This window comes from Tsuneonella sp. CC-YZS046 (assembly GCF_035581365.1).
GTDB lineage: Bacteria > Pseudomonadota > Alphaproteobacteria > Sphingomonadales > Sphingomonadaceae > JAWKXU01.
The window spans coordinates 1,895,989-1,918,785 of record NZ_CP141590.1 but is presented as its reverse complement, the minus strand read 5'-3'; the positions used below and the strand labels follow the sequence as shown (position 1 = coordinate 1,918,785).

21 protein-coding genes are annotated in these 22,797 nt (G+C 65.0%); 14 read left to right on the top strand and 7 right to left on the bottom strand.

Annotated features, from left to right (window positions below):
* Positions 1-3: 3 nt before the first annotated feature.
* The 3 genes from U8326_RS09410 to U8326_RS09400 are packed head-to-tail and all read left to right on the top strand — an operon-like array spanning position 4 to position 1,713.
* Positions 4-615, top strand: coding sequence for an ATPase (locus tag U8326_RS09410; RefSeq protein ID WP_324739935.1), 612 nt, complete (start codon positions 4-6; stop codon positions 613-615).
* Positions 616-646: 31 nt separating this feature from the next.
* Complete coding sequence (gene epsC / locus U8326_RS09405; protein ID WP_324739934.1) at positions 647-1,357, top strand: serine O-acetyltransferase EpsC; 711 nt, start codon at positions 647-649, stop codon at positions 1,355-1,357.
* A 59-nt stretch (positions 1,358-1,416) separates the two neighbouring features.
* On the top strand, positions 1,417-1,713 hold the full coding sequence (locus tag U8326_RS09400; protein ID WP_324739933.1) for a DUF2794 domain-containing protein: 297 nt from the start codon (positions 1,417-1,419) through the stop codon (positions 1,711-1,713).
* Between the two features lie 6 nt (positions 1,714-1,719).
* On the opposite strand, the gene U8326_RS09395 is transcribed toward U8326_RS09400, so the two are convergent.
* Both U8326_RS09395 and U8326_RS09390 read right to left on the bottom strand, forming a co-directional pair.
* A complete protein-coding gene (locus U8326_RS09395; RefSeq protein ID WP_324739931.1) occupies positions 1,720-2,634 on the bottom strand; it encodes an SDR family NAD(P)-dependent oxidoreductase in 915 nt (304 codons plus the stop codon).
* Between the two features lie 151 nt (positions 2,635-2,785).
* Complete coding sequence (locus U8326_RS09390; protein WP_324739930.1) at positions 2,786-3,457, bottom strand: HAD-IA family hydrolase; 672 nt, start codon at positions 3,455-3,457, stop codon at positions 2,786-2,788.
* Between the two features lie 62 nt (positions 3,458-3,519).
* Here U8326_RS09390 and glmU point away from each other — a divergent pair, with 62 nt between their 5' ends.
* The 6 genes from glmU (at position 3,520) to U8326_RS09360 (ending at position 10,735) form a co-directional block, all read left to right on the top strand.
* A complete protein-coding gene (gene glmU / locus U8326_RS09385; RefSeq protein ID WP_324739928.1) occupies positions 3,520-4,869 on the top strand; it encodes a bifunctional UDP-N-acetylglucosamine diphosphorylase/glucosamine-1-phosphate N-acetyltransferase GlmU in 1,350 nt (449 codons plus the stop codon).
* 120 nt (positions 4,870-4,989) lie between these two features.
* Positions 4,990-5,235 carry a ribbon-helix-helix domain-containing protein gene (locus U8326_RS09380; protein ID WP_324739927.1) on the top strand — a complete coding sequence of 82 codons (246 nt, stop codon included), beginning with the start codon at positions 4,990-4,992 and terminating at the stop codon, positions 5,233-5,235.
* A 3-nt stretch (positions 5,236-5,238) separates the two neighbouring features.
* Entirely contained in the window at positions 5,239-5,604 is a 366-nt protein-coding gene (locus U8326_RS09375; protein ID WP_324739926.1) for a type II toxin-antitoxin system VapC family toxin, read from the top strand.
* 12 nt (positions 5,605-5,616) lie between these two features.
* Positions 5,617-7,440 (top strand): glutamine--fructose-6-phosphate transaminase (isomerizing), encoded by a 1,824-nt coding sequence (gene glmS / locus U8326_RS09370; RefSeq protein WP_324739925.1) that lies wholly within the window; start codon positions 5,617-5,619, stop codon positions 7,438-7,440.
* A gap of 24 nt (positions 7,441-7,464) precedes the next feature.
* Positions 7,465-8,238, top strand: coding sequence for a class I SAM-dependent methyltransferase (locus tag U8326_RS09365; RefSeq protein ID WP_324739924.1), 774 nt, complete (start codon positions 7,465-7,467; stop codon positions 8,236-8,238).
* Positions 8,239-8,365: 127 nt separating this feature from the next.
* Positions 8,366-10,735 carry a putative bifunctional diguanylate cyclase/phosphodiesterase gene (locus U8326_RS09360; protein ID WP_324739923.1) on the top strand — a complete coding sequence of 790 codons (2,370 nt, stop codon included), beginning with the start codon at positions 8,366-8,368 and terminating at the stop codon, positions 10,733-10,735.
* 47 nt (positions 10,736-10,782) lie between these two features.
* Here U8326_RS09360 and purQ read toward each other — a convergent pair whose 3' ends face one another.
* From purQ to U8326_RS09340, 4 genes are all read right to left on the bottom strand, one after another.
* Positions 10,783-11,463 (bottom strand): phosphoribosylformylglycinamidine synthase subunit PurQ, encoded by a 681-nt coding sequence (purQ, locus tag U8326_RS09355; RefSeq protein ID WP_324739922.1) that lies wholly within the window; start codon positions 11,461-11,463, stop codon positions 10,783-10,785.
* Complete coding sequence (gene purS, locus U8326_RS09350) at positions 11,460-11,696, bottom strand: phosphoribosylformylglycinamidine synthase subunit PurS (RefSeq protein ID WP_324739921.1); 237 nt, start codon at positions 11,694-11,696, stop codon at positions 11,460-11,462. The genes purQ and purS overlap by 4 nt, the downstream gene beginning before the upstream one ends.
* Before the next feature lie 87 nt (positions 11,697-11,783).
* Entirely contained in the window at positions 11,784-13,868 is a 2,085-nt protein-coding gene (locus U8326_RS09345) for a TonB-dependent receptor (RefSeq protein ID WP_324739920.1), read from the bottom strand.
* 181 nt (positions 13,869-14,049) lie between these two features.
* Positions 14,050-16,911, bottom strand: a complete 2,862-nt coding sequence (locus U8326_RS09340; protein ID WP_324739918.1) for an insulinase family protein — start codon at positions 16,909-16,911, stop codon at positions 14,050-14,052.
* 208 nt (positions 16,912-17,119) lie between these two features.
* Here U8326_RS09340 and U8326_RS09335 point away from each other — a divergent pair, with 208 nt between their 5' ends.
* Positions 17,120-17,998 (top strand): diacylglycerol/lipid kinase family protein, encoded by an 879-nt coding sequence (locus tag U8326_RS09335; protein WP_324739917.1) that lies wholly within the window; start codon positions 17,120-17,122, stop codon positions 17,996-17,998.
* 10 nt (positions 17,999-18,008) lie between these two features.
* Here U8326_RS09335 and purC read toward each other — a convergent pair whose 3' ends face one another.
* Positions 18,009-18,794: a phosphoribosylaminoimidazolesuccinocarboxamide synthase gene (gene purC / locus U8326_RS09330; RefSeq protein ID WP_324739916.1), complete on the bottom strand. Its 786-nt coding sequence runs from the start codon at positions 18,792-18,794 to the stop codon at positions 18,009-18,011.
* Between the two features lie 150 nt (positions 18,795-18,944).
* Between purC and U8326_RS09325 the strand changes: the two genes are divergently transcribed.
* The 4 genes from U8326_RS09325 to U8326_RS09310 are packed head-to-tail and all read left to right on the top strand — an operon-like array spanning position 18,945 to position 22,598.
* The gene (locus U8326_RS09325) at positions 18,945-19,553 is read left to right on the top strand and encodes a GNAT family N-acetyltransferase (RefSeq protein WP_416385466.1); all 609 of its coding nucleotides are present in this window, start codon (positions 18,945-18,947) and stop codon (positions 19,551-19,553) included.
* A gap of 41 nt (positions 19,554-19,594) precedes the next feature.
* Positions 19,595-20,734 carry an 8-amino-7-oxononanoate synthase gene (locus U8326_RS09320; protein ID WP_324739915.1) on the top strand — a complete coding sequence of 380 codons (1,140 nt, stop codon included), beginning with the start codon at positions 19,595-19,597 and terminating at the stop codon, positions 20,732-20,734.
* Complete coding sequence (gene bioD, locus U8326_RS09315; protein WP_324739914.1) at positions 20,731-21,351, top strand: dethiobiotin synthase; 621 nt, start codon at positions 20,731-20,733, stop codon at positions 21,349-21,351. The genes U8326_RS09320 and bioD overlap by 4 nt, the downstream gene beginning before the upstream one ends.
* Positions 21,348-22,598, top strand: coding sequence for an adenosylmethionine--8-amino-7-oxononanoate transaminase (locus U8326_RS09310; RefSeq protein ID WP_324739913.1), 1,251 nt, complete (start codon positions 21,348-21,350; stop codon positions 22,596-22,598). The genes bioD and U8326_RS09310 overlap by 4 nt, the downstream gene beginning before the upstream one ends.
* Positions 22,599-22,797 lie beyond the last annotated feature (199 nt).

The following is a 22,797-nucleotide window of genomic DNA, read 5'->3' as shown; positions in this document are numbered from 1 at the left end:
GGCATGTCGCAGTTCGCCTTGCCCCTGGGCGAGGGACCGGGCCGGGAACCGGCGCGGATCATCGTCGGCCCTTCCAACGCGCATGTGCTGGAGGGGCTGTCCTCGCCCGAGAGCTGGCCGTTCAGGACCGCGGTGATGAGCGGTCCGCCGCGTTCCGGCAAGTCGCTGATCGCCCGCTGGTTCGCGCAGACCGGCAAGGGCGATACGATCGACGATGCGGACAGCCTTCCCGAAACCGGCCTGTTCCATCGCTGGAACCGCGCCCAGGAAAGCGGCACGCCGCTGCTGCTCGTTACGAAAAGTCCGAACTGGGACATATCGCTGCCCGATCTGCGCTCCCGCATCGGCGCCGCGCTGCATCTCGTCATCGGGCAGCCCGAGGATGAGGAGATCGCGGGGCTGCTGGAGGCGCAGGCCGAGCAGCGCAGCCTTGTTCTGGGCGAGAGCGCGCTTACTTATCTTTCACTTCGCACTGCCAGAAGCTACGCGGAGATTGAGGCGCTGGTTGCCATGATCGACCGTTTGAGTCTTGAGCGCAAGCAGGCGCCCACGCTTTCGATCTGGCGCGATGCATTGGAAGCTGTACGGGGAACGGCGCAACCGCGCTTGCTTTGACCTTGAATTGGTGCGAAAATTAGGATCTGTTATGTTTGTCGGGCTGACCAACTATCTGGACTCCATCCGGGCGCGGGACCCCGCGCCGCGCTCGCGCTGGGAAATCATCTTCTATCCCGGCGTGATCGCCCTTGGCTTCCATCGCATGGCCCACTGGCTCTATGTCGGCCGGCTCTATCTGCTGGCGCGCATGGTCAACCATCTGTCGCGCACGCTGACCGCGATCGATATTCACCCCGGCGCGCGGATCGGCCGGCATCTTTTCATCGATCACGGCTTCGTCACCATCGGGGAGACGGCCGAGATCGGAGACAATGTGACGATCTACCCCTGCGTCACGCTCGGGGGCACCAATCCCACGAACGGCAAGGCCGGCAAACGCCATCCCACCTTGCTGAACGATGTGATCGTCGGCTCCGGGGCGCAGATCCTGGGGCCGATCACGGTGGGGAACCGGGCGCGGATCGGCGCCAATGCGGTAGTTACCGATGAGGTTCCCGACGGCGCGACCATGGTGGGCGTGAAAGCGCGCTCCACCCTGGTGGCGGCTGAAACCTGGCAGCAGGATTTCGTGCCCTATGGGACGCCCTGCAAGGACCCTTGCGAGCCAGGGCTGAGCCGGGTGGAGGAGCTGGAGGAAGAGCTGGCCTCGCTCAAGTCCCAGGTGGAGGCATTGCGTTCCCTGCTGATTGCTGAGGCGTCGGGTGACGACGAGCACCGGCGGAGCGAGGTGGGCGGTTGACGGCGGCTGGCCAGCAGGGCGCCAGCGTATTGGCGTTTCCTGGCCGCGCAGCCTTGCAAGTGGGTTTCGAACGCCCGGAAATACAGCGCATTCTCGATTTGTATGGCCGGATGGTCGCCGCCGGCGAATGGCGCGACTATGCCATGGATTTCGAGCGGGAAATGGCGAGTTTCGCTGCTTTCCGCCGCACCGCCGAACGCCCGCAGTTCCGGATCGAGAAGCGGCCGGCCCTGCGCGGGCGTCAGGGCATGTGGACGCTCTACGGAGAAGCCGGGCAGGTGCTGAAGCGCGGGCACGAACTGCTCGGGGTGCTCGCGCCGATCGAGCGGCGCCTGCTCAAGGTCGTGGAAAGATAGCGCCCGCTATCGCCCTGCCTGTCCGCCACTGGCGATCTGGGCCAGGATAAGCTCTCCCTGCTCCGGCCCCGATTGCGGCAGCAGAATGTTCTCGCGGCGCGAGATGCGGTCCCAGTTCGCGGCGAATCCTTCCACGGTGCGTTCCGCTTCGGAAAGGATGACCGGCTGGTTCATGCTGATCCATGACGCATGGTATCCGCCCGCCGCCGCGCCGACGATGGCGTTGGTCGGGGCATCCTCGCTCACCAGGAACAGGGCGGCGGGCACCACATTCTCCGGCTTGAACTGTTCGAGCACCTGTTCGGGATAGATGTCTTCCGTCATGCGCGTGGCGGCCAGCGGCGCAATCGCATTGACGCGGATGTCGTATCTCGCCCCTTCGAGGTAGAGAGTCTTGGCCAGGCCCACCAGCCCGGCCTTGGCCGCCGCATAGTTGCTCTGGCCGAAATTGCCGAACAGGCCGCTCGAACTGGTCGTCATCAGAATCCGGCCATAGCCTTGCTCCCGCATCACTTCCCAGCAGGCCTTGCTGGCGAATGCGGCGCCGATCAGATGGACCTTGACCACCATCTCGAAATCCTCGGGCGCCATCTTGAGGAAGCTCTTGTCCCGCAGGATGCCCGCATTGTTTATCAGGATATGGACGCCGCCCCATCGGGCCTTCGCCTGCGCGACCATGTCCTGCATTTGCGCATAGTCGGAGACGGAGCCGCCATGCGCCATCGCCTCGCCGCCTTCGGAGAGAATTTCCGCGACGACCCGTTCCGCCGCATCCGAAGCGCCGATGCCGTCGCGGGCGCCGCCCAGGTCATTGACCACCACCTTCGCGCCACGACGCGCGAGTTCGAGGGCATAGGCGCGGCCAAGTCCGCCTCCGGCCCCCGTTACGATAGCAACTCTTCCGGCGAAACTGATTGTCATTGCGGCGCTCCGGTGGCGGGAAAGGAACGCGCGATGGCATGGCTGCGGATGGCTGGCAACCGTGCTGGCCGGGCGGCGGGGCGCGTGACGTGAGGCGTCATTGATCGTCCCCGCCTTGGGCACAGGGTGCGCGCCCTTCGCCCGATTCGGTTCAGATCGTCCGGAGAGTCGGGATCAGCGCGTTAAAATGCTCGATCACCGCCTTGGCGCCAAGCTCATGCGGCGGCAGGTCGTTGAAGCCGAAGCTGACCGCGACGCAGGGGATGCCGGCGGCGGTGGTCGCCCGCACATCGGTGGTGGTGTCGCCGACGAAGGCGGTCGTCCCGCCGCCGCAGCGCGTCATCATTTCGTGGATTGGGTCCGGCTCGGGCTTGCTGCGGCCCGGCCCCAGCGTATCGCCGCCGATCACCGTTGCGAACCTGCCGAGCAGACCGAGCTGATCGAGCAGGGACGAAGCGAAGGCTTCGAACTTGTTGGTGACCACGGCAAGCGTGCAGCCCAGTTCCGCCAGCTCGTCCAGCGCGTCCACGCAGCCCGGATAAGGCTTGGTGTGAATGCACAGATTGGCGCCGTAGAAATCCATGAAGGCATCGACGTAGGGCCGCATCTCGTCCCGGCTCACTTCGCCGCCGGTGCGGCGGAATGCGCGCTCCAGCAACAGGCGCGAGCCGTTCCCGATCATGCCCGCCAGTTCCGGCACGGGCAGGTTCGGGCGCCCCGCCAGTGTGAGCACGTGATTCGCTGCCGCGGCGATGTCCGCGGAGGAATCGACGAGGGTTCCGTCGAGGTCGAAGCCGATCACGGCAAAGGGAAAGTCTGTCATGCGGTGGGCAAGTGCCGCGTGATTATGGAAACCGCAAGAGAATGGTGGCATGGCCTCGTCACATGAGACCAGTTGCCGCGATTATCCTTGCTGCGGGCAAGGGCACCCGAATGAAGAGCCAGCGCCACAAGGTCCTGCATCCCGTGGCGGGGCGCCCGATGCTCGAACATCTGCTCGCCTCGGTTGGCGAGCTGGCGCCGGAGCGCATGGTCGTGGTGGTCGGCGATGGGCGCGACCAGCTCGAAGCGCAGCTTGGCGGTCGCGCGGAACTGGCGGTGCAGGACCCTCAGCTGGGGACCGGCCATGCCGTGCGGCAGGCGGAGGGCGCTTTGGGCGCTTTCGCTGGCGATGTGCTCATCCTCTATGGCGATGTGCCCTTTGTCGAAGCCGCCACGATGCGCGCCATGCTGGACCGGCTGAACGCGGAAGATGCGCCGGCGGTGGTGGTGCTGGGCTTCGAGCCGGAGGATACGCTGCAATATGGGCGGATCATCGCCGATGGCGACCGCATCCTGCGGATGGTCGAGCACAAGGATGCCACCGAGGAAGAACGCGGCTGCCGGCTCTGCAATTCCGGGCTGATGGCGGTGCGCGCGGCGGATCTGTTCGGATTGCTGGCGCGCGTCGACAACCGGAACTCCCAGGGCGAATATTACCTCGTCGATATCGTCAACATCGCCAATGCGGATGGACGGGCCTGCGCGGTGGTGGTGACGGACGATCCGGATGAAGTGGCGGGCATCAACAGCCGGTCCGAGCTGGCGGAGGCGGAAAGCCGCTGGCAGGCGCGCCGCCGCGCGCGGGCGATGGCTGATGGCGCCACGCTGATCGCGCCCGAAACGGTGTTCTTCTCATGGGATACCGAGCTGGGCCGGGACGTGACCGTGGAACCCAATGTAGTGTTCGGGCCGGGGGTGACGGTGGCGGACGGCGTCGTGATCCATGCCTTCTGCCATCTGGAGGGGGCGAGCCTTTCCACTGGCGTGGAAGTGGGGCCGTTTGCCAGATTGCGCCCGGGGGCCGTGCTGCGGGAAGGCGCGAAGATCGGAAATTTCGTTGAAATGAAGCAGGCGGTGCTCGGCCCGGGCGCCAAGGCCAATCACCTGACCTATCTTGGCGATGCCGAGGTGGGGGCAGGGGCAAATATCGGGGCGGGCACGATCACCTGCAATTACGACGGCTATTTCAAGCACAGGACGGTGATTGGCGAGCGCGCCTTCATCGGCTCGAACAGCGCGTTGATCGCGCCGGTCCGGATCGGGGCGGACGCCATCGTCGCCGCCGGCAGCGCGGTCAGCCGCGATGTGGACGATGGCGAATTGCGCATGGTGCGGGCCGAGCAGTTGGTGAAGCCGGGCTGGGCGGATCGTTTCCACGACGCGATGAAGAAGAAAAAGGCGGAAAAAAGATAAGCGATCTGTCCTTTTAGAGCGGCAGGTTTGACGATGATATCGTGATATGATATCAATATATCATTCTGCTTAAACCTGACTTGTTCGCCGCCGGCACTGGCGAAGATTGGAAATGGACGCATGAGAACGCTGGTCGATATTCCCGATGAAGACATCAAGAAGCTCGATGCGCTGGTCGCAAGAAGCAAGCGTTCGCGGGCGGCCGTCATTCGCGAAGCGGTGAAGCTCTATCTGGTGCAGCACGCGGATAACAATGATTGGATCGAGCGCTGGGCCGGCTTGTGGGCCGACCGCGCGGATATTCCCGACGGCGTTGAATACCAGCGGGCGATGCGCGAAGATCGCCGACCTTACGAAGACCTCTGATCCGTGGCCGATCCCTTCTTCGACACGAATATCGTGATCGACTGGCTCAAGCGGAAGCCGCAAGCGATTGTGGAACTGGGGCGTTACAGGCGTCATAAGATGAGCCGCATCGTATGGACGGAAGTGCTCGCCGGTGAATCCCTCGATGCGCGCGATATCGTTCGCCAGGCGCTCGGCAATTTCGAGATCGCCGAGCTGGACGCCCGCATTGCCGAGGCAGCGGCCGATATCCGTCATCGCTCCCGCATGAAACTGCTGGACGCCTATATCCTTGCAACCGCGCAGGTGAACGGCGCCATCCTGATTACACGAAATACCAAGGATTTCCCTGCGGAAATGCCAGGCATTCGTGTTCCATATATTTTGTAGGACTCAACCCCCATGTGCGGAATCATAGGCATCGTCGGAAATCATGCTGTCACCGACCGGCTGGTCGATGGGCTGCGGCGCATGGAATATCGCGGTTATGACAGCGCGGGGGTCTGCACCATAGATGGGGGTGCGCTGGTGCGCCGCCGTGCCGAAGGCAAGCTGCTGAATCTGGTCGGCGAACTCGAACTGCACCCCGCGCCCGGTAATGTGGGCATCGCCCATACCCGCTGGGCTACCCATGGCGCGCCCACCGCGAACAATGCGCATCCCCATGCCACGCGGGAAGTCGCGCTGGTCCACAACGGGATCATCGAGAATTTCAAGGGCTTGCGCGAAGAGCTGGAAGCGCGGGGACGCCATTTCGAAAGCGAAACCGACAGCGAAGTGGTGGCGCATCTCGTTTCGGAGCAGATCGAAGCCGGGAAAACCCCCGAGCAGGCAGTGCAGGCGGTTCTGCCACGCCTGCGCGGCGCCTTCGCGCTGGCCATCGCCTTCCGGCAATATCCGAATCTGTTGATCGGCGCGCGGCTGGGGTCGCCGCTCGTCGTCGGCTATGGCGATGGCGAAACCTATCTCGGTTCGGATGCGCTGGCGCTGGCTCCGCTCACCCAGAAGATATCCTATCTGGAAGAAGGCGACTGGGTCGTGATTACTCGCGATGGCGCCCGCATCTTCGACAGGGACAACCATGCCGTCACGCGCGAGATCACCACGTCGGGCGTGTCCGCAGCGGCGATCGAGAAAGGCAATTACCGCCATTTCATGCAGAAGGAGATCTTCGAGCAGCCGATCGTCGTTGCGCAGACCTTGCGCAGCTATATCCGCCAGCTCGAACAATCCATCTCACTGCCGCAGATGGATTTCGATCTTTCCGGTGTGCGTCGCGTCACCATAGTGGCCTGCGGAACCAGCTATTATGCCGGGCTGGTCGCGAAATACTGGTTCGAGCAATTCGCGCGCGTTCCGGTGGATATCGATGTGGCGAGCGAGTTCCGCTATCGCCAGCCCGTGCTGGAGCAGGGGGGGCTGGCGCTGTTCATCTCCCAATCCGGCGAGACGGCCGACACGCTGGCCGCGCTGCGCCACGCCAGGGCCGAGGGGCAGAAGATCGCCGTGGTGGTCAATGTGCCCACCAGTTCCATGGCGCGGGAGGCCGACTTGCTGCTGCCCACCCATGCCGGGCCGGAGATCGGGGTGGCGTCCACCAAGGCTTTCACCTGCCAGCTCGCGGTGCTTGCCGCCCTGGCCGCGCATCTCGCGGTGAAGAAGGGGCGGATGGACCGGGCCGAGGAAACCGAGGTGGTCCGCCATCTGCTTGAAGCGCCGGCGGCGCTCAATGCCGCGCTGGCGCATGACGAGGATATTGCCGGCATGGCCCATCTCATCGCGCCCGCGCGCGATGTGCTCTATCTCGGGCGCGGCCCCGATTATCCTCTGGCGCTAGAGGGCGCGCTGAAACTTAAGGAAATCAGCTATATCCATGCGGAAGGATACGCCGCGGGCGAAATGAAGCATGGGCCGATCGCGCTGATCGACGAGGATGTGCCGGTCATCGTTCTGGCGCCCTCGGGGCCGCTGTTCGAGAAGACCGTCAGCAATATGCAGGAAGTGCGCGCGCGTGGCGGCAAGATCGTGCTGATTTCCGATGGCGAGGGGATCGCCGAAGCAGGCGAGGGCTGCCTGGCCACGATAGAAATGCCCAAGGTCCATCCGTTGATCGCGCCGCTGGTCTATGCGGTGCCGGTGCAATTGCTGGCCTATCACACCGCCTGCGCCAAGGGCACGGATGTCGACCAGCCCCGCAATCTCGCCAAGTCGGTTACGGTCGAATAAGGGAAGTTTGGGGGGGCATTCGATATGAGCTTGGACGCAGCCAGGAATTTTGAACCGATCGCGGCCCATTCCGCGCAGGCCCGCTATTACAGATTCCGCACGCCCTATCTCGCGCCGGTTTTCGAGGGCTTGAAAGATACGCTTACCCTGACGGAAAGATCGGTTTTGCTCGACTTGTGCTGCGGGTGCGGAGAAGTCGCCAACGGGATCAAGGACCATGTCCGCCATGTCCACGCGGTCGATGGTTCCGCCGAAATGCTTGCCCATGCTCCGAGAAGCGAGAAAATCTCATATTACGAAGCCGACGTTAACAAGCAGCCGCTCCCGCTTCCCGAGATTGCGGATCATATGCTTGTCGGGCGCGCGCTCCATTGGGTCGAGGAAGAACCTCTCCGCAAGATCATTTCCGGTAATCTCAAGGGCGATGCGCATGTGGTCGTCCTGTCCACTCAGTGGGCCGGGAAGGACGAATGGGTCCAGCGATACAGGTCGGTGGTCCAGCGATACGGGGCAAAAACCGTCTCCAGCGGCAGGGATTTTTCGGGCAGGGAAAAGATGGCGAAATTAGGCTTCGATTTTTACCGGAAAATCGAAACCAAGGCCAGGTTCTCCATGAACATGGAATATCTTCTGGGGTATGCCCTGGCCAATTCCTATGGAAATGGTTATGCTAATGTAGCGAGAAATATTAAAATAATTAAAGATGAACTCACTTCTTGTTTGAAAAATCCATCGGTTGACGAAAGATTTGTCACGACGATAGGAAGTTGGGCGGCAGTTTATAGAAGAACCCGGTAATCCGTTCGGTATTTATTTTTCGGAAGGGCGTCCGGGTCGAGCGGTTTGCCGAACCCGTTGCCCGGGCTTCGCGCTTTGCCGGGATGGTTTTACGGCTCCCTAACCTTTGCCCGTTAGTCGCGGATGCGTGACCGACATTCGTTCCGATCTGCCGAGTCTGCCCGAAAGCGTTCCAGCATTGGCGTTGCTGGGGCTGAAAACCCCTGCGAGCGGGGGCTGGGTGCGCCTGCGCGGGCTGCAATATGCCCATCTGGCGAAGGTAATGCCCGGGCGCGTGGCCGCTCAGGCAATCGCCGCGCTTGCGGTTGTCGGCCTGTTCCTCGGCGATGTGCCGCTGTCCGCCCTGCTGGGCTGGCTCGCGGTGCAGGCCGCCGTCCTCTATTACACGGCCCGGATCGACCGGCGGCTGGATGATGCGGATCGCCGCCGGGTCGGTTCCGAGGAATTGCGCGAGCAGATTGTCGGCTCCGTGGTCGCTGCCGTGGTCTGGTCCATGCCCATGCTGTTCTTTCCGTCCGCGAGCGGCGGGGCCGACCACATCGCCTTGTGGACGCTGACGGCGATGCTGGCGGCGGGCGCAGCGATCTGGCTTTCCCCCACACCGCTCGGGCCGATCATCTTCTGCACCATAACCGGCGCTGCCTCGGCCGCCGCCTTTTCATGGCAAGGTGCGTTGGGGATCGCGGCGGTGATCGGGCTGTTCACCGCACTGATCGTCATCGGCACGCTGTATTCGGCGCGAATCTACCTGACCGCCCGGATGGCCGAATCCGCCGTGGCGGAAAAGAGCGCGGTCGTCTCGCTGCTGCTGCGCGAGTTCGAGGAAAGCGAGGCCGACTGGCTGTGGCAGATCGACACCTCGCGCAGGGTCCGGTCGGTTTCGCCGCGCTTCGCCTATGCGCTGGGCAAGGACCCGGACGACATCGACGGCATGCCCTTCCTGCAACTGATCGCGGGCGAGGCCTGGGAAACCGGCAAATTCCCGCCAAGCCTGCACGATCTGGCGGAGCGGCTGAAGCGCCGCGAGAGTTTTTCCAATCTGATCGTCAAGGTGACCATCGGCAAGCAGGAGCGCTGGTGGGAATTGTCCGGCACGCCCAAGCTGGATGAGGATGGGCGCTATATCGGCTTCCGGGGAGTCGGTTCGGACGTCACCGCCCAGCGTGAATCGAACGAAAAGATCGCCTGGCTGGCCCGCTACGATACGCTGACCGGGCTGCCCAACCGGCGGATGCTGATGGAGGCGCTGGGCGACGCCATGCGCTATGCCGATCAGTGGCGGACGCGCTGCGCCTTCCTGATGATCGACCTCGATCGCTTCAAGGCGGTCAATGATTCGCTGGGCCATCTCGTGGGGGATCAGTTGTTGGCGCGGGTGTCGGAACGCCTGAAAAGCCTGATGACCGAAAACGAGCTGTGCGGACGGCTCGGCGGCGACGAGTTCGGCATCGTCATCCGCGACGCTTCCGATCTCAACCGGGTGGACATGGTGGCGCGATCCGTCATCCAGCGGCTGTCGCAACCCTATGAGGTCGAGAACCATACGCTGTATGTCGGCTCCAGCGTCGGATCGGCGATCGGGCCGCGAGACGGCTCCACCGTCGAAACCCTGATGCGCAATGCGGATCTGGCCCTCTACCGCGCCAAGGATGACGGCGGCGGCATCCATTTCGTGTTCGAGCCTTCGCTGCACGCGGATGCGGAAGAACGCCGCAGGCTGGAGCTTTCCTTGCGGCACGCGCTGGATCGCGGAGAGTTCGGGCTGAATTACCAGCCGGTCGTCGATGCCCAGGGGGAAATGGTCGTGGGCTTCGAGGCGCTGCTGCGCTGGAACAGCCCGGAACATGGCCTGGTCAGCCCGGCCAAGTTCATCCCGCTGGCCGAGGACACGCGGCTGATCGTCAGCATCGGGGAATGGGTGTTGCGCGAGGCCTGCCGCGAAGCCTGCAACTGGCCCACTTCCGTGAAGGTCGCGGTCAATGTGTCGGGCGAGCAATTGCTGGACCCGAATTTTTCCTCCACCGTCGTCAATGCGCTTTCCACCAGCGGGCTGGAGCCGCACCGGCTCGAGATCGAGGTGACGGAGAGCATCTTCGTGCGCGACGACATCACCGCCCGCGCCACGCTGGAGCAGATCATGGCGCTGGGCTGCGGGGTGGCGCTCGACGATTTCGGCACCGGCTATTCCTCGCTCGGCTATCTGCGCAAGATGCGCTTCTCGACCATCAAGGTCGACCGCAGCTTCGTGCAGGGCGCGGCGCAGGGGAACCGGGAAAGCCTGGCCATCATTCGCGCGGTTGTCGCGATGGCCGACAGCCTCGACATGTCCACCACCGCCGAAGGGGTCGAGACGGAATCCGAAGTGCTGATGGTGCGCGAGCTGGGCTGCCGGAAGATACAAGGGTTCCATTTCGGCCGGCCGATGCCCGCGGTGGAGGCAATGGGCCTGTTCCGCAGCCCGATTTCCGCCGCGTTTTCACGGCAGGGCGCGGCCTGAGCCTCGGCACGAAGGAGGGCGGGGCGCAGCAACGCCCCTTCCCGCAATCAGGCGTCGACGAACTGCCTGACCACGCTTTCGAACAGCACCCGGCCATCGGCGCTGCCATGCGCCGCTTCCAGCGCGCGCTCGGGATGGGGCATCATGCCCAGCACATTGCCCGTGGCATTCAGCACCCCGGCAATGTCCCGCGCGGAGCCGTTGCAATCCTCGCCATAGCGGAACGCGACCCGGCCTTCGCCTTCCAGCCGGTCCAGCGTTTCGTCGTCGGCGAAATAATTGCCGTCGTGATGGGCCACCGGAATGGCGATCCGCTGCCCCTTGTCATAGCCCGTGGTGAACAGCGAGCTGTCGTTCTCGACGATCAGCGGCACCGTGCGGCATACGAAGCTGATGCCGGCGTTGCGCATCAGCGCGCCCGGCAGCAGCCCGCTTTCCGTGAGCACCTGAAAGCCATTGCAGATCCCGAGCACCGGAACGCCGCGCCCGGCCGCCGCGATGACCGCCTGCATGACGGGCGAGCGGGACGCGATCGCCCCGCAGCGCAGATAATCGCCATAGGAAAAGCCGCCCGGCAGCCCGATGAAATCGAGCCGGTCCGGCAGTTCGGCGTCGCCATGCCAGACCCGCAGGGTGGGGTTGCCGGAGACTTTTTCCAGCGCAACCGCCAGATCCCGGTCGCAATTCGAGCCGGGAAAGGTGACGACGGCGGCGCGAAATCCGCTCATGCGGCCACCTTCTCGATCCGGTAGTTTTCGATGACCATATTGGCGAGGAGCTTGCGGCACATGTCGTCCAGCGCCGCATCGCTCACGCTGTCGTCGATGTCCAGCTCGATCAGGCGGCCTGCGCGCACATCCTGAACGCCGGAAAAACCCAGTCCTTCCAGCGCATGATGGATGGCGCGGCCCTGCGGGTCGAGCACCCCGTTCTTGAGGCTGACATGGACGCGAACCTTCATCGGCTGGCCTTTCGCAAGGGGTAGGGGATTCGGCCCACGCCTATGCAGCGCAATCGCCCGCGGAGCAAGGCCCAGGGCCATGCCATATCAATAGGCGGCGCTCAGGGTCAGGCGGATGTCGCGGCCCGCCAGTGGCGCATAGTCCTTCAGCAGGCTGGCGTGACGCCGGGCGACGACATCGAACAGATTGTTCGCGGACAGGCCGAGCGTGAGCGCGTGGTCGCCGGTGATCGGGTGCCATTCCAGCGACGCATTGACGAGGGTATAGGCCGATGTCGGGGTTTCATTGGGTCCGGTGCGGGACTGGCGGAATGCGTGTTCCACCTCGATTGCGCCGTCGAACGGCCCGGTGGCGCCCTGCAGGCGGCCGAGCAGGCGAAACGGCGGGGTCTGTGGCGCGGGGCCATAATCCCGGATCGTCGCGCGCACCATGTCCGCCTGCGCGCCGAGCCGCCATTCGATGCCGAAGGCTTGCGGCAGGCGTGCTTCCAGTTCGGCCTCGAAGCCGTAATAGCGCGATCTGCCCTGGCGATATTCATAGACCGGCAATTCGTCTTCCACTTCGCCGGTCGGGGCGAGATAGATGAAATCGGTGAAGCGGGAATAGAAGCCGGAGAGCGTGAGGTTCAGCGGGCCGCTGCTGTGGCGCAGCGTCGCTTCCAGGCCGATGCTCTTTTCGGAATCGAGATTCGGGTCCCCGATTTCAAAGGCTTGCGTCCCGGCATGCGGCCCGCTGGCGAACAATTCGTCGATTGCCGGGGCGCGGGCGGAACGGGCGAGGTTCAGGCCGGCCTTCCAGCCGGGCGAAAATTCCAACAGCGCGCCCACGGAAGCCGACCAGCTATCGAAGCTGCGCGAATAGGCCGGGCTGGCCAGCGCCTCATCCGCATCGGCCGTCAATTTCGAGTGCTCGTAGCGCAACCCGGCTTCGAAGCGCCATGGGCCGCTGGCGAGGCTCTGCAGGGTGAACAGCCCGGTCTGGCGCAGGCGCGAGTCCGGAAGGAATTTCTCCTCGCCGTCGATCCGCACCGATTTCTCGACATATTGCAGCCCGCTGGTTCCGCCCCAGCCGTTTCGATCCGCCTGGACGGCTTCGGCGCGCAATTCGCCCCCGCGCGTGAAGAAGCTGGTGCCGATTTCCCCGTCTTCCTCGATTTCATCGTGGCGATAGCGCGAATAGCCGCCGCGCAGCTTCACGCTTTCCAGAAAGCCACCCACGGGGACTTCGATCCGCCCGTCATAGCGGGTTTGCCTGAGGTCGATGGTCGGCGCTTCCGCTTCCACCCCCGGCTCCAGCGAGAAGCGGATGGGAACGCCATAGGTCGCGGTGTGCCGGGTGATCGCGAAACCGGCATTGATCCCGTCGCGGGCGTAGGCGAGGCCGCCGGAAATCTCGTCCGCCTCGGCCGCGCTGTTCGGCAATTTCCCTTTCAGTTCCGCCAGCTCGCGGATTTCGGAATCGGGGCTGGCGGCGGCGATTTCCCGCAAGGGCCGGGACAGGAGATGGCCGCCGGTTTCCAGCTTCCCGCTCTTGCTCCAATTGCCGTCGCCATGGAGAACGAAGCCCGATCCCAGCGGAACGTCGACCGCCAGATTGGCGGATCGTTCATTCGCCGCGCTGGCGTAGCCCAGCATGGCGTCCGCATGAAGCGGGGCCTCGGGTTCGTGCCGGGGAATGCGCCGGTCGATCACATTGATTACCCCGCCGATGGCCGAGGAACCGAACAGCAGCGCCGCCGGCCCGCGCAGGATTTCGATCCGTTCGGCGGTCAGGGGGTTGATGGCGACCGCATGGTCGGCGCTCGATGACGACAGATCGAGGCTGCCGATCCCGTCGGTGAGAAGCCGGATGCGATCCCCGCCCAACCCGCGCAGGATCGGGCGGGAAGCAGTCGGGCCGAAGCTGGTGGCGCTCACGCCCGGTTGTTTGGCCAGGGTCTCTCCGATGCTGGGGCGGAGTTGCTGGGCCAGATCGGCGCCGTCGAGAATCGACACTCCGCCCAGCGCGTCGCCGACCGGCTTGCGGATCCCGGTGACGACGATGTCCGTTTCATGGTCGTGGCGATCGCGATCATGGCCCGGCCGGGGCTGGCCAGCGGGCTGGTCCTGCGCGAGCGCGGGGCCTGATACGATCATGGCGGCAAGGGCGCAGGAGGCGAGCAGGCGGCGCATGGGCTATCCGAATCAATGTGAGGTGGGGGCATCCCTTACGGCAGAATGATATAACGTTACACTAAATAGATCGATGCATTGTCGCTCGCCATGCCCGGCCCGCCGCATCCCACTGGGGGATGCGCGCGGATGGGAGTGTCAGGAGCGCGCTCGGTGCCTTTGAGCGCGCCCTCGGCGCGGCCTATCCGGCGGGCCTGGCCCGTGGAACGGCCAGCACCTCCACCCCATCCCCGGCGGTCAGATACCGGCGCGCGACCGCCTGAATATCCGCCGCCGAAATGGCCACCAGCCGCGCCTTTCCGGCCAGGAAGCGATCGATCCGGTCAGGCTCGCTCTGCGCGTGTTCCACCAGCGCCATCCAGCCGCCATTGTTCTTCAAGGCGTTGTCGAAGCTCTCCAGCATCGGTTGGCGCGCGCGCTGCAGGATGTCGTCGTCCAGCGGCCGGTCGCGCAATTCGGCAAGGGTTTCGGCAATGGCGGCGCGGGTGGCCGCCACCTCCGCGACATCCACCGACACGGCGATGGTGAAAGTGCCGTAGCCGCGCCAGGTGCGCGACAGATCGCTGGAGGCGCTGGGGGAATAGGCCTTGCCCAGCTTTTCGCGCAGCGTGTCGGTCAGTTCCAGCCGGACCACCCGTTCGAGCAGCGCCAGCTTCAGCGCTTCCACCGGATCGCTGTCGTCGCGGGTCGGCCAGACCAGGCGCAGCGCGGCCTGATCGCTTTCGCCGGTATGGTCGATGGCGTGGGGTGACCGATCCGCCGTGAAGGGCCGGTCGCGCAGGTCTTCATAGGGCCGGAAATCCGGCTCGCGCGGCGGCAATGCGCCGAAGGTCTTCGCCACCGTCGCGATGATCGCCTGCTCGTCGAAATCTCCCACCACGGCCAGTTCGATGGCGCCATGCGCGAGGCGGTCGGAGATGTCGTTGCGCAGCTTCTCGAAAGTCAGGCTGCGATAGCTTTCTTCGGATTGCAGGGTGAAGCGCGGGTCGTTGCCGGACAGGATGCCGCCGATCGCGGCGGAAAGCGCGGATGCCGGGGTGGCATCCTTCCGGGCGAAATAGTTCGAGATCCCACGCCGGTAACGCTGTTCCCCCTCAAGGCGATAGCCGGGGTCGGTCAGCGCGGCCGCCAGCAATTGCAGTTGCAGTTCGAGATCCCGGGGGGTGGTCCGCGCGGTCATGACGAAGCTGCGGTCCGCGTCCTGGATCGAAAGGCCCACGCTGCGTCCGGCCAGGATCGTCGCCAGTTCGTCCTCGCTGTGCTTGCCGAGGCCGCCCGACGGCAGGGAGGACACCATGTCGGTCGCCAGCGGATTCTGCGCCGTTTCCAGCATCTGGCCGCCGTCCACATTGACGCTGACCCGCACCCGGTCCTTCTCCAGATCGGTCCGCTTCAGGTTCAGTCGCACCCCATTGGCGAAACGGATCAGGCGGATGCCGAGATCGGTGCGGCTGGTATCGGACACCACCGCGCCGGGCGCGCCGAAATCGGTATAGCCGAACTGGCCGGCGGCGGCGGCATCGCCCTTTTCCAGCCGTTCCGCCATGGCCTCGTTCCAGGCCGCGCGCAGGGTATCCTCGCCCCCGGCGACCGCGACCCGCCCCTGGAACCGGATGAGCGGGTCCTTGAGGGCCACGGCTTCTTCCTTAAGGGCGGAGAAGACCGACTGGGGGGTGATGGCGGGCGCGAATTTCTCGAAACGCTCCAGTGCATTCTGCGGGGTGGCCGGAACCTTGTCATCGCGCAGCAGGTCCAGCACTTGCGAGACGTAGGTATCGTGAGAGCGCGTATCGGCGCCCGCCGCGGCATCCTGCGTCGCGGTGCGGATCGCGATGATCTGTTCCGCCACTTCGGCCTCGGTGAAGCCGAACGCCATCGCCCGGCGATATTCGCGCGTGGCGGCCAGCAGGCCCTTGCGCCATTCGCCATCGCCCGCATCCACGATCAGGCTGGTCGTTCGCCCCACCTTGAAGATGTCGCCCGTGCCGAAGCCCGCGTCGCGGAACGGGGCATCCGGCTGGCGCGCCAGCCGCTTGAGCCTGCGATTGACGATCTCATAGCCGATCCGCCGCAAAAGCTGCCCTTGCCGGGTGGCGATGCTGTCCTTCTCGTCCAGCCACTTGCCATGCCGGGAAACGGTGACGCGCTCCGACAGGGCAGGGTCGATATAGATGCCGGTCAGCCCCTTGCGCTTGAAATCCACCGGGCCGGGATCGGGCTTGGCCGGGGGCGGCGCGGCCCGCCAGTCCGCGAAGCGGGCCTTGATCGCGGCCTCTGCGCTGTCCGGATCGAAATCGCCCACCACGATCACGGTGGTGTTGGCCGGGACATATTCCCGCTGCCAGAAGGCGCGCAGCGACTGGCCGGTCGCGGCCTGCAGCGCTTCGGTCGTGCCGATCGGCAGGCGATGGGCATAGCGCGCGTCGGGCACGGAAAACCGGAGCTGATCCTCAAGCTCCCGCAAGCGGTAGGTATTCCGGTCCCGCTTCTCCGCCAGGATCACGCCGCGCTCGCGCGCCACCGCCTCTTCCGAAAAGGTCAACTCGCCTGCGGTTTCGCGCATGATCATCAGGGCGGTGTCCAGCAAGGCGGGGGTGTTTCGCGGAAGATCGAGCCGGTAATGGGTCTGCTGGAAGCTGGTATAGGCATTGGTGTCCGCGCCGAAGGCCAGGCCTTCGCGTTCCAGCAGCTTCACCATTTCGCCCTCGGGCACATTGGTGGAGCCGTTGAAGGCCATATGCTCCACGAAATGGGCGTAGCCGCGCTCCGCATCCGTTTCGGACAGCGATCCGCTGCCGACCTCCATCCGCACCGCCACCGTTCCCGCAGGCGTCGTATTGCGGCGGATCGCGTAGCGCATGCCGTTATCGAGCTTGCCGAAGCGATAGGCCGGATCGACCGGCACGTCGCTTGCCTGGAAAGCCCAATCCGGCGCAGGCGCGGCTTCGACGACCGGCGTGGCGGCGGAATCGAGCGCTCCGCCCGTCTGGGCGCAGGCCGGCAGGATCAGGAGCAGGGCGGGGAGAAGGGTATGAAGGCGCATCGCTGGCTAACTGCCGCAAGCCGCCGGGCGTGGCAACCGGGTCGGTTGCATGACATCGCCCGGCTATTTGCCAAATCTCAATCTGTTCCGGCTAATTTCCGCTCCTTCGGGAAGGGAAACGGATGGCCGGAAGGGAATTGATGGATCGAGCTGCATTCCTGTGCGCCGGCGTTCCGCCTGGGCCGGGCCAGGCGGGCGTGCGCCGCCCATGATGCTCGACATCGTCTACAACCCGGCTTCGGGCCATTTCCGCCAGAAGCGGCTGGATGCCATGGCCGATGCCTTCGCCGCCCTCGGTTTCCAGCCGCGCCTGGCCATGACGCGCCCGGATGGCGTGGCCGTGCCGGACGATGCGCGCCTGGTCTGCGTCCATGGCGGCGACGGCACCTTGCAGATGGTGGCGCGGGCGCTTGGCAAGCGGGCCGGGCAGGTGCCCTTGTGCATCTATCCGGCGGGAACCGTGAATCTCATTGCGCGCGAGCTGGGATATGCCGGCGATCCGGGGCGGTTTGCGCAACAGGTGGTTCGGGCCTGGGCGCGCGGCGCGGATAGCTGGGTCCGTTCGCCTCTGCTCGACTTCGAAGGAGTGCCGGTGATGGCGTGCCTCAGCGTCGGGCCGGACAGCATGGTGGTGGCCAATCTCTCGCCGGGCCTCAAGGCGCGGATCGGGCGTTATGCCTATCTGCTGTCGGGCCTGAAGCTGCTGAGGAACTGGCCGCGGCAGAGTTTCGACATCGCCGCCGGGCTGGCCGATGGGGGCGCCATCGACACTCGCGCCGAGGCCGCATTCCTGTCGCGCGGGCGGTTCTATGCCGGGCCGTTCGTGCTCTCGCCGCGGGCGCGGGTCGATGCCGACAGTTTCGAGCTGATTACCCTGCCGCGCGCGGGCCGGCTGCGCTGCGCGGGCGTGGCGCTGGCGGTGATGGCGGGCTTGCCGACGGACAGGCTGGGCCTGACGAGAAGCTGGAGCGTGCGCTCCGTGGAACTGGGCAACCGCGCGCTGCCGGTGCAGATCGACGGCGATGCGCTGCCGCCGCGCCCGGTCCGGGCCGCATTGGGCGGCCCGGTGGTGCGCTATTGCATCTGAATCCGGGCGCTTACTTCTTGCTGCGCAGCTTGCGGTGGATGTTGATGTCGAACACTTCGCCCGGGGTGCCGTCGTCCTGGAGCAAGCCCAGCCGCCGCGCGACTTCCTGATAGGCTTCTTCCTCCCCGCCGAGATCGCGGCGGAAGCGATCCTTGTCCAGCTTTTCGCCGGTGAGCATGTCCCACAGGCGGCAGCCGTCCGGGCTGATTTCGTCGGCCAGGATCACGCGGCTGTAATCGCCGTCCCAGATGCGGCCGAATTCCAGCTTGAAATCGATCAGGCGGATATTGATCGCGGCGAACATGCCCGACATGAAATCGTTGATGCGGATCGCCATGGAGGAGATGTCCTGCATCTCCTCGTTCGTCGCCCAGCCGAAGCAGGCGATATGTTCTTCCGCGATCAGCGGATCGCCCAGCGCGTCGTCCTTGTAGTAATATTCGATCAGGGTGTGGGGCAGAGGCTCCCCTTCCTCGATCCCCAGCCGCTTCGACAGGGAGCCGGCGGCGATATTGCGCACCACCACCTCGATCGGGATGATTTCGCACTGGCGCACCAGCTGCTCGCGCATGTTGAGCCGGCGGATGAAATGGGTGGGGATGCCGATATGTGAAAGCCGCGTGAAGACATGCTCCGAAATACGGTTGTTTATCACGCCCTTGCCGTTGATCGTGCCTTTCTTCTGCGCGTTGAAGGCCGTGGCATCGTCCTTGAAATACTGGATCAGGGTGCCAGGCTCCGGCCCTTCATAGAGGATCTTTGCCTTGCCTTCGTAGATCTGGCGGCGACGGTTCATGGGAACGCTTCCTTGCCGAGGCAGTTAATGCCTGAAAACACATCGCCCCGGCTGACGACAGGCTCGTGACAAAAGAGCCAGTCGCACTGTGCCAGGGCGCTCTGCGCTTCCTATAGGCCAGAACATGGGTATGTGGCAATGAGTGACTGGGTGGCTGAAAACATCGTATTGGGCGATTTGAAGGTGCGTTTGCTCACCGGGAGCGAAATCGCGGCCTCGCTGTCGGCGCTCGCCAATCTGCGGATCGCGGTGTTCGCAGAATATCCTTATCTCTACGATGGCGATCTCGCCTATGAGTTCAAGTATTTCAAGGAGTTCGCCACCGCGCCCGATGCCACCCTGGTCTGCGTCTATGATGATGGCAAGCTGGTCGGCGCCGCCACCGCCTCCCCGATGTGGGCGCAGAAAGCCGATATTCGCGAGCCTTTCACCCGGCATGGGCTGGATACTTCCAAGCTGTTCTATTTCGGGGAAAGCGCGCTTCTGCCGGAATATCGCGGCAGGGGCATCGGCCATGCCTTCTTCGACCATCGCGAGGCGGCGGCCCGCCGCGCCGGGGCGGAAACCGCCGCATTCGCGACGGTGGTTCGCCCCAGGAACGATCCCGCTTGCCCGGCGGATTACCGGCCGCCCGACGATTTCTGGAGAAAGCGGGGCTATGAGCCGGTGAAGGGCCTCGTCACAGAGCTTTCCTGGAAGGAGCATGGCGAAGCCGAGGAAAGCCCCAAGCGCCTGCAATATTGGATGCGGCGGCTGTAGGGCGGTTGTAGGATCGCGCCGCTTGCGGCATGGCGCTTGCCATGCAGGGCGATGACATTTCCCTCTTTGCCGGACATGCGGCCGATCTTGCCGATCTTGCCGAGCGTGCCCGGCTGCGCTCGCTCAGGGCGAGGGAAGGCATAGACTTCGCGTCGAACGATTATCTGGGGCTGGCGGACGCGCCCCGCCTCAAGCAGGCCATTGCCGAAGCGATGCAACGCGGCGTTCCCGTGGGGTCGGGCGGCTCGCGCCTGCTGCGCGGCAATGCGGAGGAGCATGTGGCGCTGGAAGAGGATGCCGCGCGCTTTTTCCGCTGCGAAAGCGCACTGTTCTTCGCCAATGGCTATGGCGCCAACAGCGCCCTGCTTTCCGCCTTGCCCCAGCGCGGCGACCTGATCCTCTATGATCGCCTGATCCATGCCAGCGCGCATGAGGGGATGCGCCTGTCCCGCGCCGACCGGGCCGGGGCGCGGCACAATGACCCGGACAGCTTCGCCGATGCTATCGCCCGCTGGCGGGAAAAAGGCGGCAAGGGGCGCATCTGGATAGTCGTCGAAAGTCTCTATTCGATGGACGGCGACCGGGCGCCGCTGGCCGAGCTTGCCGCGCTGGCCGATGCCCATGACGCCATCCTCATCATCGACGAGGCCCATGCCACCGGCGTGTTCGGCCCGGACGGGCGCGGGCTTGCCGCCGATCTCGACGGGCGCGAGAACGTGATCGCCATGCGCACCTGCGGCAAGGCGCTGGGCTGCGAAGGCGCGCTGGTCTGCGGCCCCCGCGTCGTGGCTGATTTCCTGGTCAATCGCGGACGTGGGTTCATCTTTTCGACCGCGCCATCGCCCCTGCTGGCCGCCGGGGTGCGGGAGGCGCTGCGGATCTGCGCGGATGAGCCGGAGCGGCGGGAAAGCCTGTTCGCCCTGATCCGCCATGCCGGGCAGGCGCTGGCGCCGCTTGGGGTCGAGCCAACCGGATCGCAGATCATCCCGATCATCCTGGGCGATGATGACCGCACCATGCGGGCCGCCGCCGCGATGCAGGAGGCGGGCTTCGACATACGCGGCATCCGCCCGCCCACGGTGCCCACGGGCACCTCGCGGCTGCGCCTGTCGCTTACGCTGAACGCCACGCCCTCGGATGTCGATGCGCTGGCGCAAATGCTGGCCGGGGTGCTGCGTTGACGGGATTTGTCGTCACCGGAACCGACACCGATGTCGGCAAGACGGTGTTCGCCGCCGGGCTCGCCGGATTCCTCGACGGCTGGTACTGGAAGCCGGTTCAAGCCGGGCTCGAGGGTGGCGGCGATGCGGACAGGGTTGCTGATTTATCGGGGTTGGGCAGGGGACGCATTCTGCCGGAAGCCTATCGGCTGACCACCCCATGCTCCCCGCATCGGGCGGCGGAGATCGACGGCATTGCGATAGACCCGGCCACCCTGGCCTTGCCAGCCCAGCGGCCGCTGGTGGTGGAAGGGGCCGGGGGCGTGCTGGTGCCCCTGCGCGACGATCTGCTGATGGCCGACCTGTTCGCCCGCTGGGGCCTGCCGGCCATCGTCGTGGCCCGCACCGTGCTCGGCACGATCAATCATTCCCTGCTGACCATCGCGGCGTTGCGGGCGCGTGGGGTCACGGTCCATGGGATCGCCTTCGCCGGGGAGACGGTGGAGGATAGCGAGGCGACGATCTGTCGCATCGGCCAGGTGAAGCGGCTGGGGCGGTTGCCCTGGCTGCCGGAGCCGGATGCCAGATCGCTCGCGCAAGCCTTTGCCGGTTCGTTCAGGAGGGAAGACTTCCTGTGAGCGAGTCCCCGATCTGGCATCCTTTTACCCAGCATGGGCTGGGCGAGCCCATCCCGCTGGTTTCCCGGGCGGAGGGCGCGGCGCTCTATACGCAGGACGGACGCCGCATCGTGGACGGCATCTCGTCGTGGTGGGTGACGACGCATGGCCATTGCCATCCGCGCATCATGGCGGCGATTGCGGAGCAGGCCCGGAAGCTAGACCAGATCATCTTTGCGGGCTGGACGCACGAGCCGGCCGAAGCGCTGGCGCGGGGCCTGCGCGAGATCATGCCGGACGAACTGACCCGGGTCTTCTTCTCGGATTCCGGTTCGACCTCGGTCGAGGTCGCGTTGAAGATGGCGCTCGGCTTCTGGGCGAACCGGGGGGAAGCGCGCCACCGGATCGTGGTGATGGAGCATTCCTATCATGGGGACACGATAGGGGCGATGTCGGTCGGCGCCCGGGGTGTGTTCAACGCCGCTTATGCCCCGCTTCTGTTCGATGTGGGGCGCGTTCCGTTCCCTTCGGAGCCGCAGGCCACCTACGATGCGCTGGAGCGGGAATGCGCCGCGGGCGCGGCTGCCTTCATCGTCGAGCCGCTGGTGCTGGGGGCCGGCGGGATGCTGGTCTATCCTCCTGAAGTCCTGGCGGAAATGCGCCGGATTTGCGCGACTTACGATACGCTGTTCATTGCCGATGAAGTGATGACCGGCTGGGGCCGCACCGGCACTTTGCTGGCCTGCGAACAGGCCGGCGTCGTGCCCGATCTGCTGTGCCTGTCGAAGGGGCTGACGGGCGGCGCTGTGCCGTTGGCGGTGACCATGGCGAGCGAAGCGATCTGGGAGGCGCATTATTCGGCCGACCGGTCGCGCACATTCTTCCATTCGTCCAGCTATACCGCCAATCCGATCGCTTGCGCGGCCGCGAACGCCAATCTGGCGATCTGGCGGGAGGAGCCGGTCGCGGAGCGGATCGCGACCCTTTCGCTGCGTCAGGAGGAGAGGCTCACCAGCCTGTCCGGCCATCCGGCCATCGCCAATCCCCGTCGCTGCGGTACGATCACCGCGATGGAACTGGGTAGTGGCGATGCCGCCTATCTTTCCGATCTCGGGCCGCACCTGATGGCGCATTTCCGGCAGGCGAATGTCCTGCTGCGCCCGCTGGGCAACACCGTCTATGTGATGCCGCCCTACTGTATCGAGGACGCCGATCTGGATGCGCTTTATGCGTCGATCCGGGAGATTGCCGACGCGTTGACGCGCTGAGGTGTTCCCCGATTGTCGTCGTCTTTTGCAATTCGTGTCATCACGCGGGCAAGACCGTGGAAAGCCTGTTCATCCTCTCCGAATCTGGGCAAGGACGAGCAAGTTGCGCGCAGCAAGTATCTTGCGGTGCGCTTGCGCGGCACTAAAGCACTAGCGCAGGATTTGAGCTAACGGGCCGCGCCGGAGCGGGCCGGTAAGG

Bases quoted from the DNA above. Each gene is read 5' to 3' on its own strand.
- U8326_RS09410 (WP_324739935.1), top strand. From the start codon at position 4: ATGTCGCAGTTCGCCTTGCCCCTGGGCGAGGGACCGGGCCGGGAACCG.
- epsC (WP_324739934.1), top strand. From the start codon at position 647: ATGTTTGTCGGGCTGACCAACTATCTGGACTCCATCCGGGCGCGGGAC.
- U8326_RS09395 (WP_324739931.1), bottom strand. From the start codon at position 2,634: ATGACAATCAGTTTCGCCGGAAGAGTTGCTATCGTAACGGGGGCCGGA.
- U8326_RS09390 (WP_324739930.1), bottom strand. From the start codon at position 3,457: ATGACAGACTTTCCCTTTGCCGTGATCGGCTTCGACCTCGACGGAACC.
- glmU (WP_324739928.1), top strand. From the start codon at position 3,520: ATGAGACCAGTTGCCGCGATTATCCTTGCTGCGGGCAAGGGCACCCGA.
- U8326_RS09380 (WP_324739927.1), top strand. From the start codon at position 4,990: ATGAGAACGCTGGTCGATATTCCCGATGAAGACATCAAGAAGCTCGAT.
- glmS (WP_324739925.1), top strand. From the start codon at position 5,617: ATGTGCGGAATCATAGGCATCGTCGGAAATCATGCTGTCACCGACCGG.
- U8326_RS09365 (WP_324739924.1), top strand. From the start codon at position 7,465: ATGAGCTTGGACGCAGCCAGGAATTTTGAACCGATCGCGGCCCATTCC.
- purQ (WP_324739922.1), bottom strand. From the start codon at position 11,463: ATGAGCGGATTTCGCGCCGCCGTCGTCACCTTTCCCGGCTCGAATTGC.
- purS (WP_324739921.1), bottom strand. From the start codon at position 11,696: ATGAAGGTTCGCGTCCATGTCAGCCTCAAGAACGGGGTGCTCGACCCG.
- U8326_RS09345 (WP_324739920.1), bottom strand. From the start codon at position 13,868: ATGCGCCGCCTGCTCGCCTCCTGCGCCCTTGCCGCCATGATCGTATCA.
- U8326_RS09340 (WP_324739918.1), bottom strand. From the start codon at position 16,911: ATGCGCCTTCATACCCTTCTCCCCGCCCTGCTCCTGATCCTGCCGGCC.
- U8326_RS09335 (WP_324739917.1), top strand. From the start codon at position 17,120: ATGATGCTCGACATCGTCTACAACCCGGCTTCGGGCCATTTCCGCCAG.
- purC (WP_324739916.1), bottom strand. From the start codon at position 18,794: ATGAACCGTCGCCGCCAGATCTACGAAGGCAAGGCAAAGATCCTCTAT.
- U8326_RS09320 (WP_324739915.1), top strand. From the start codon at position 19,595: ATGCAGGGCGATGACATTTCCCTCTTTGCCGGACATGCGGCCGATCTT.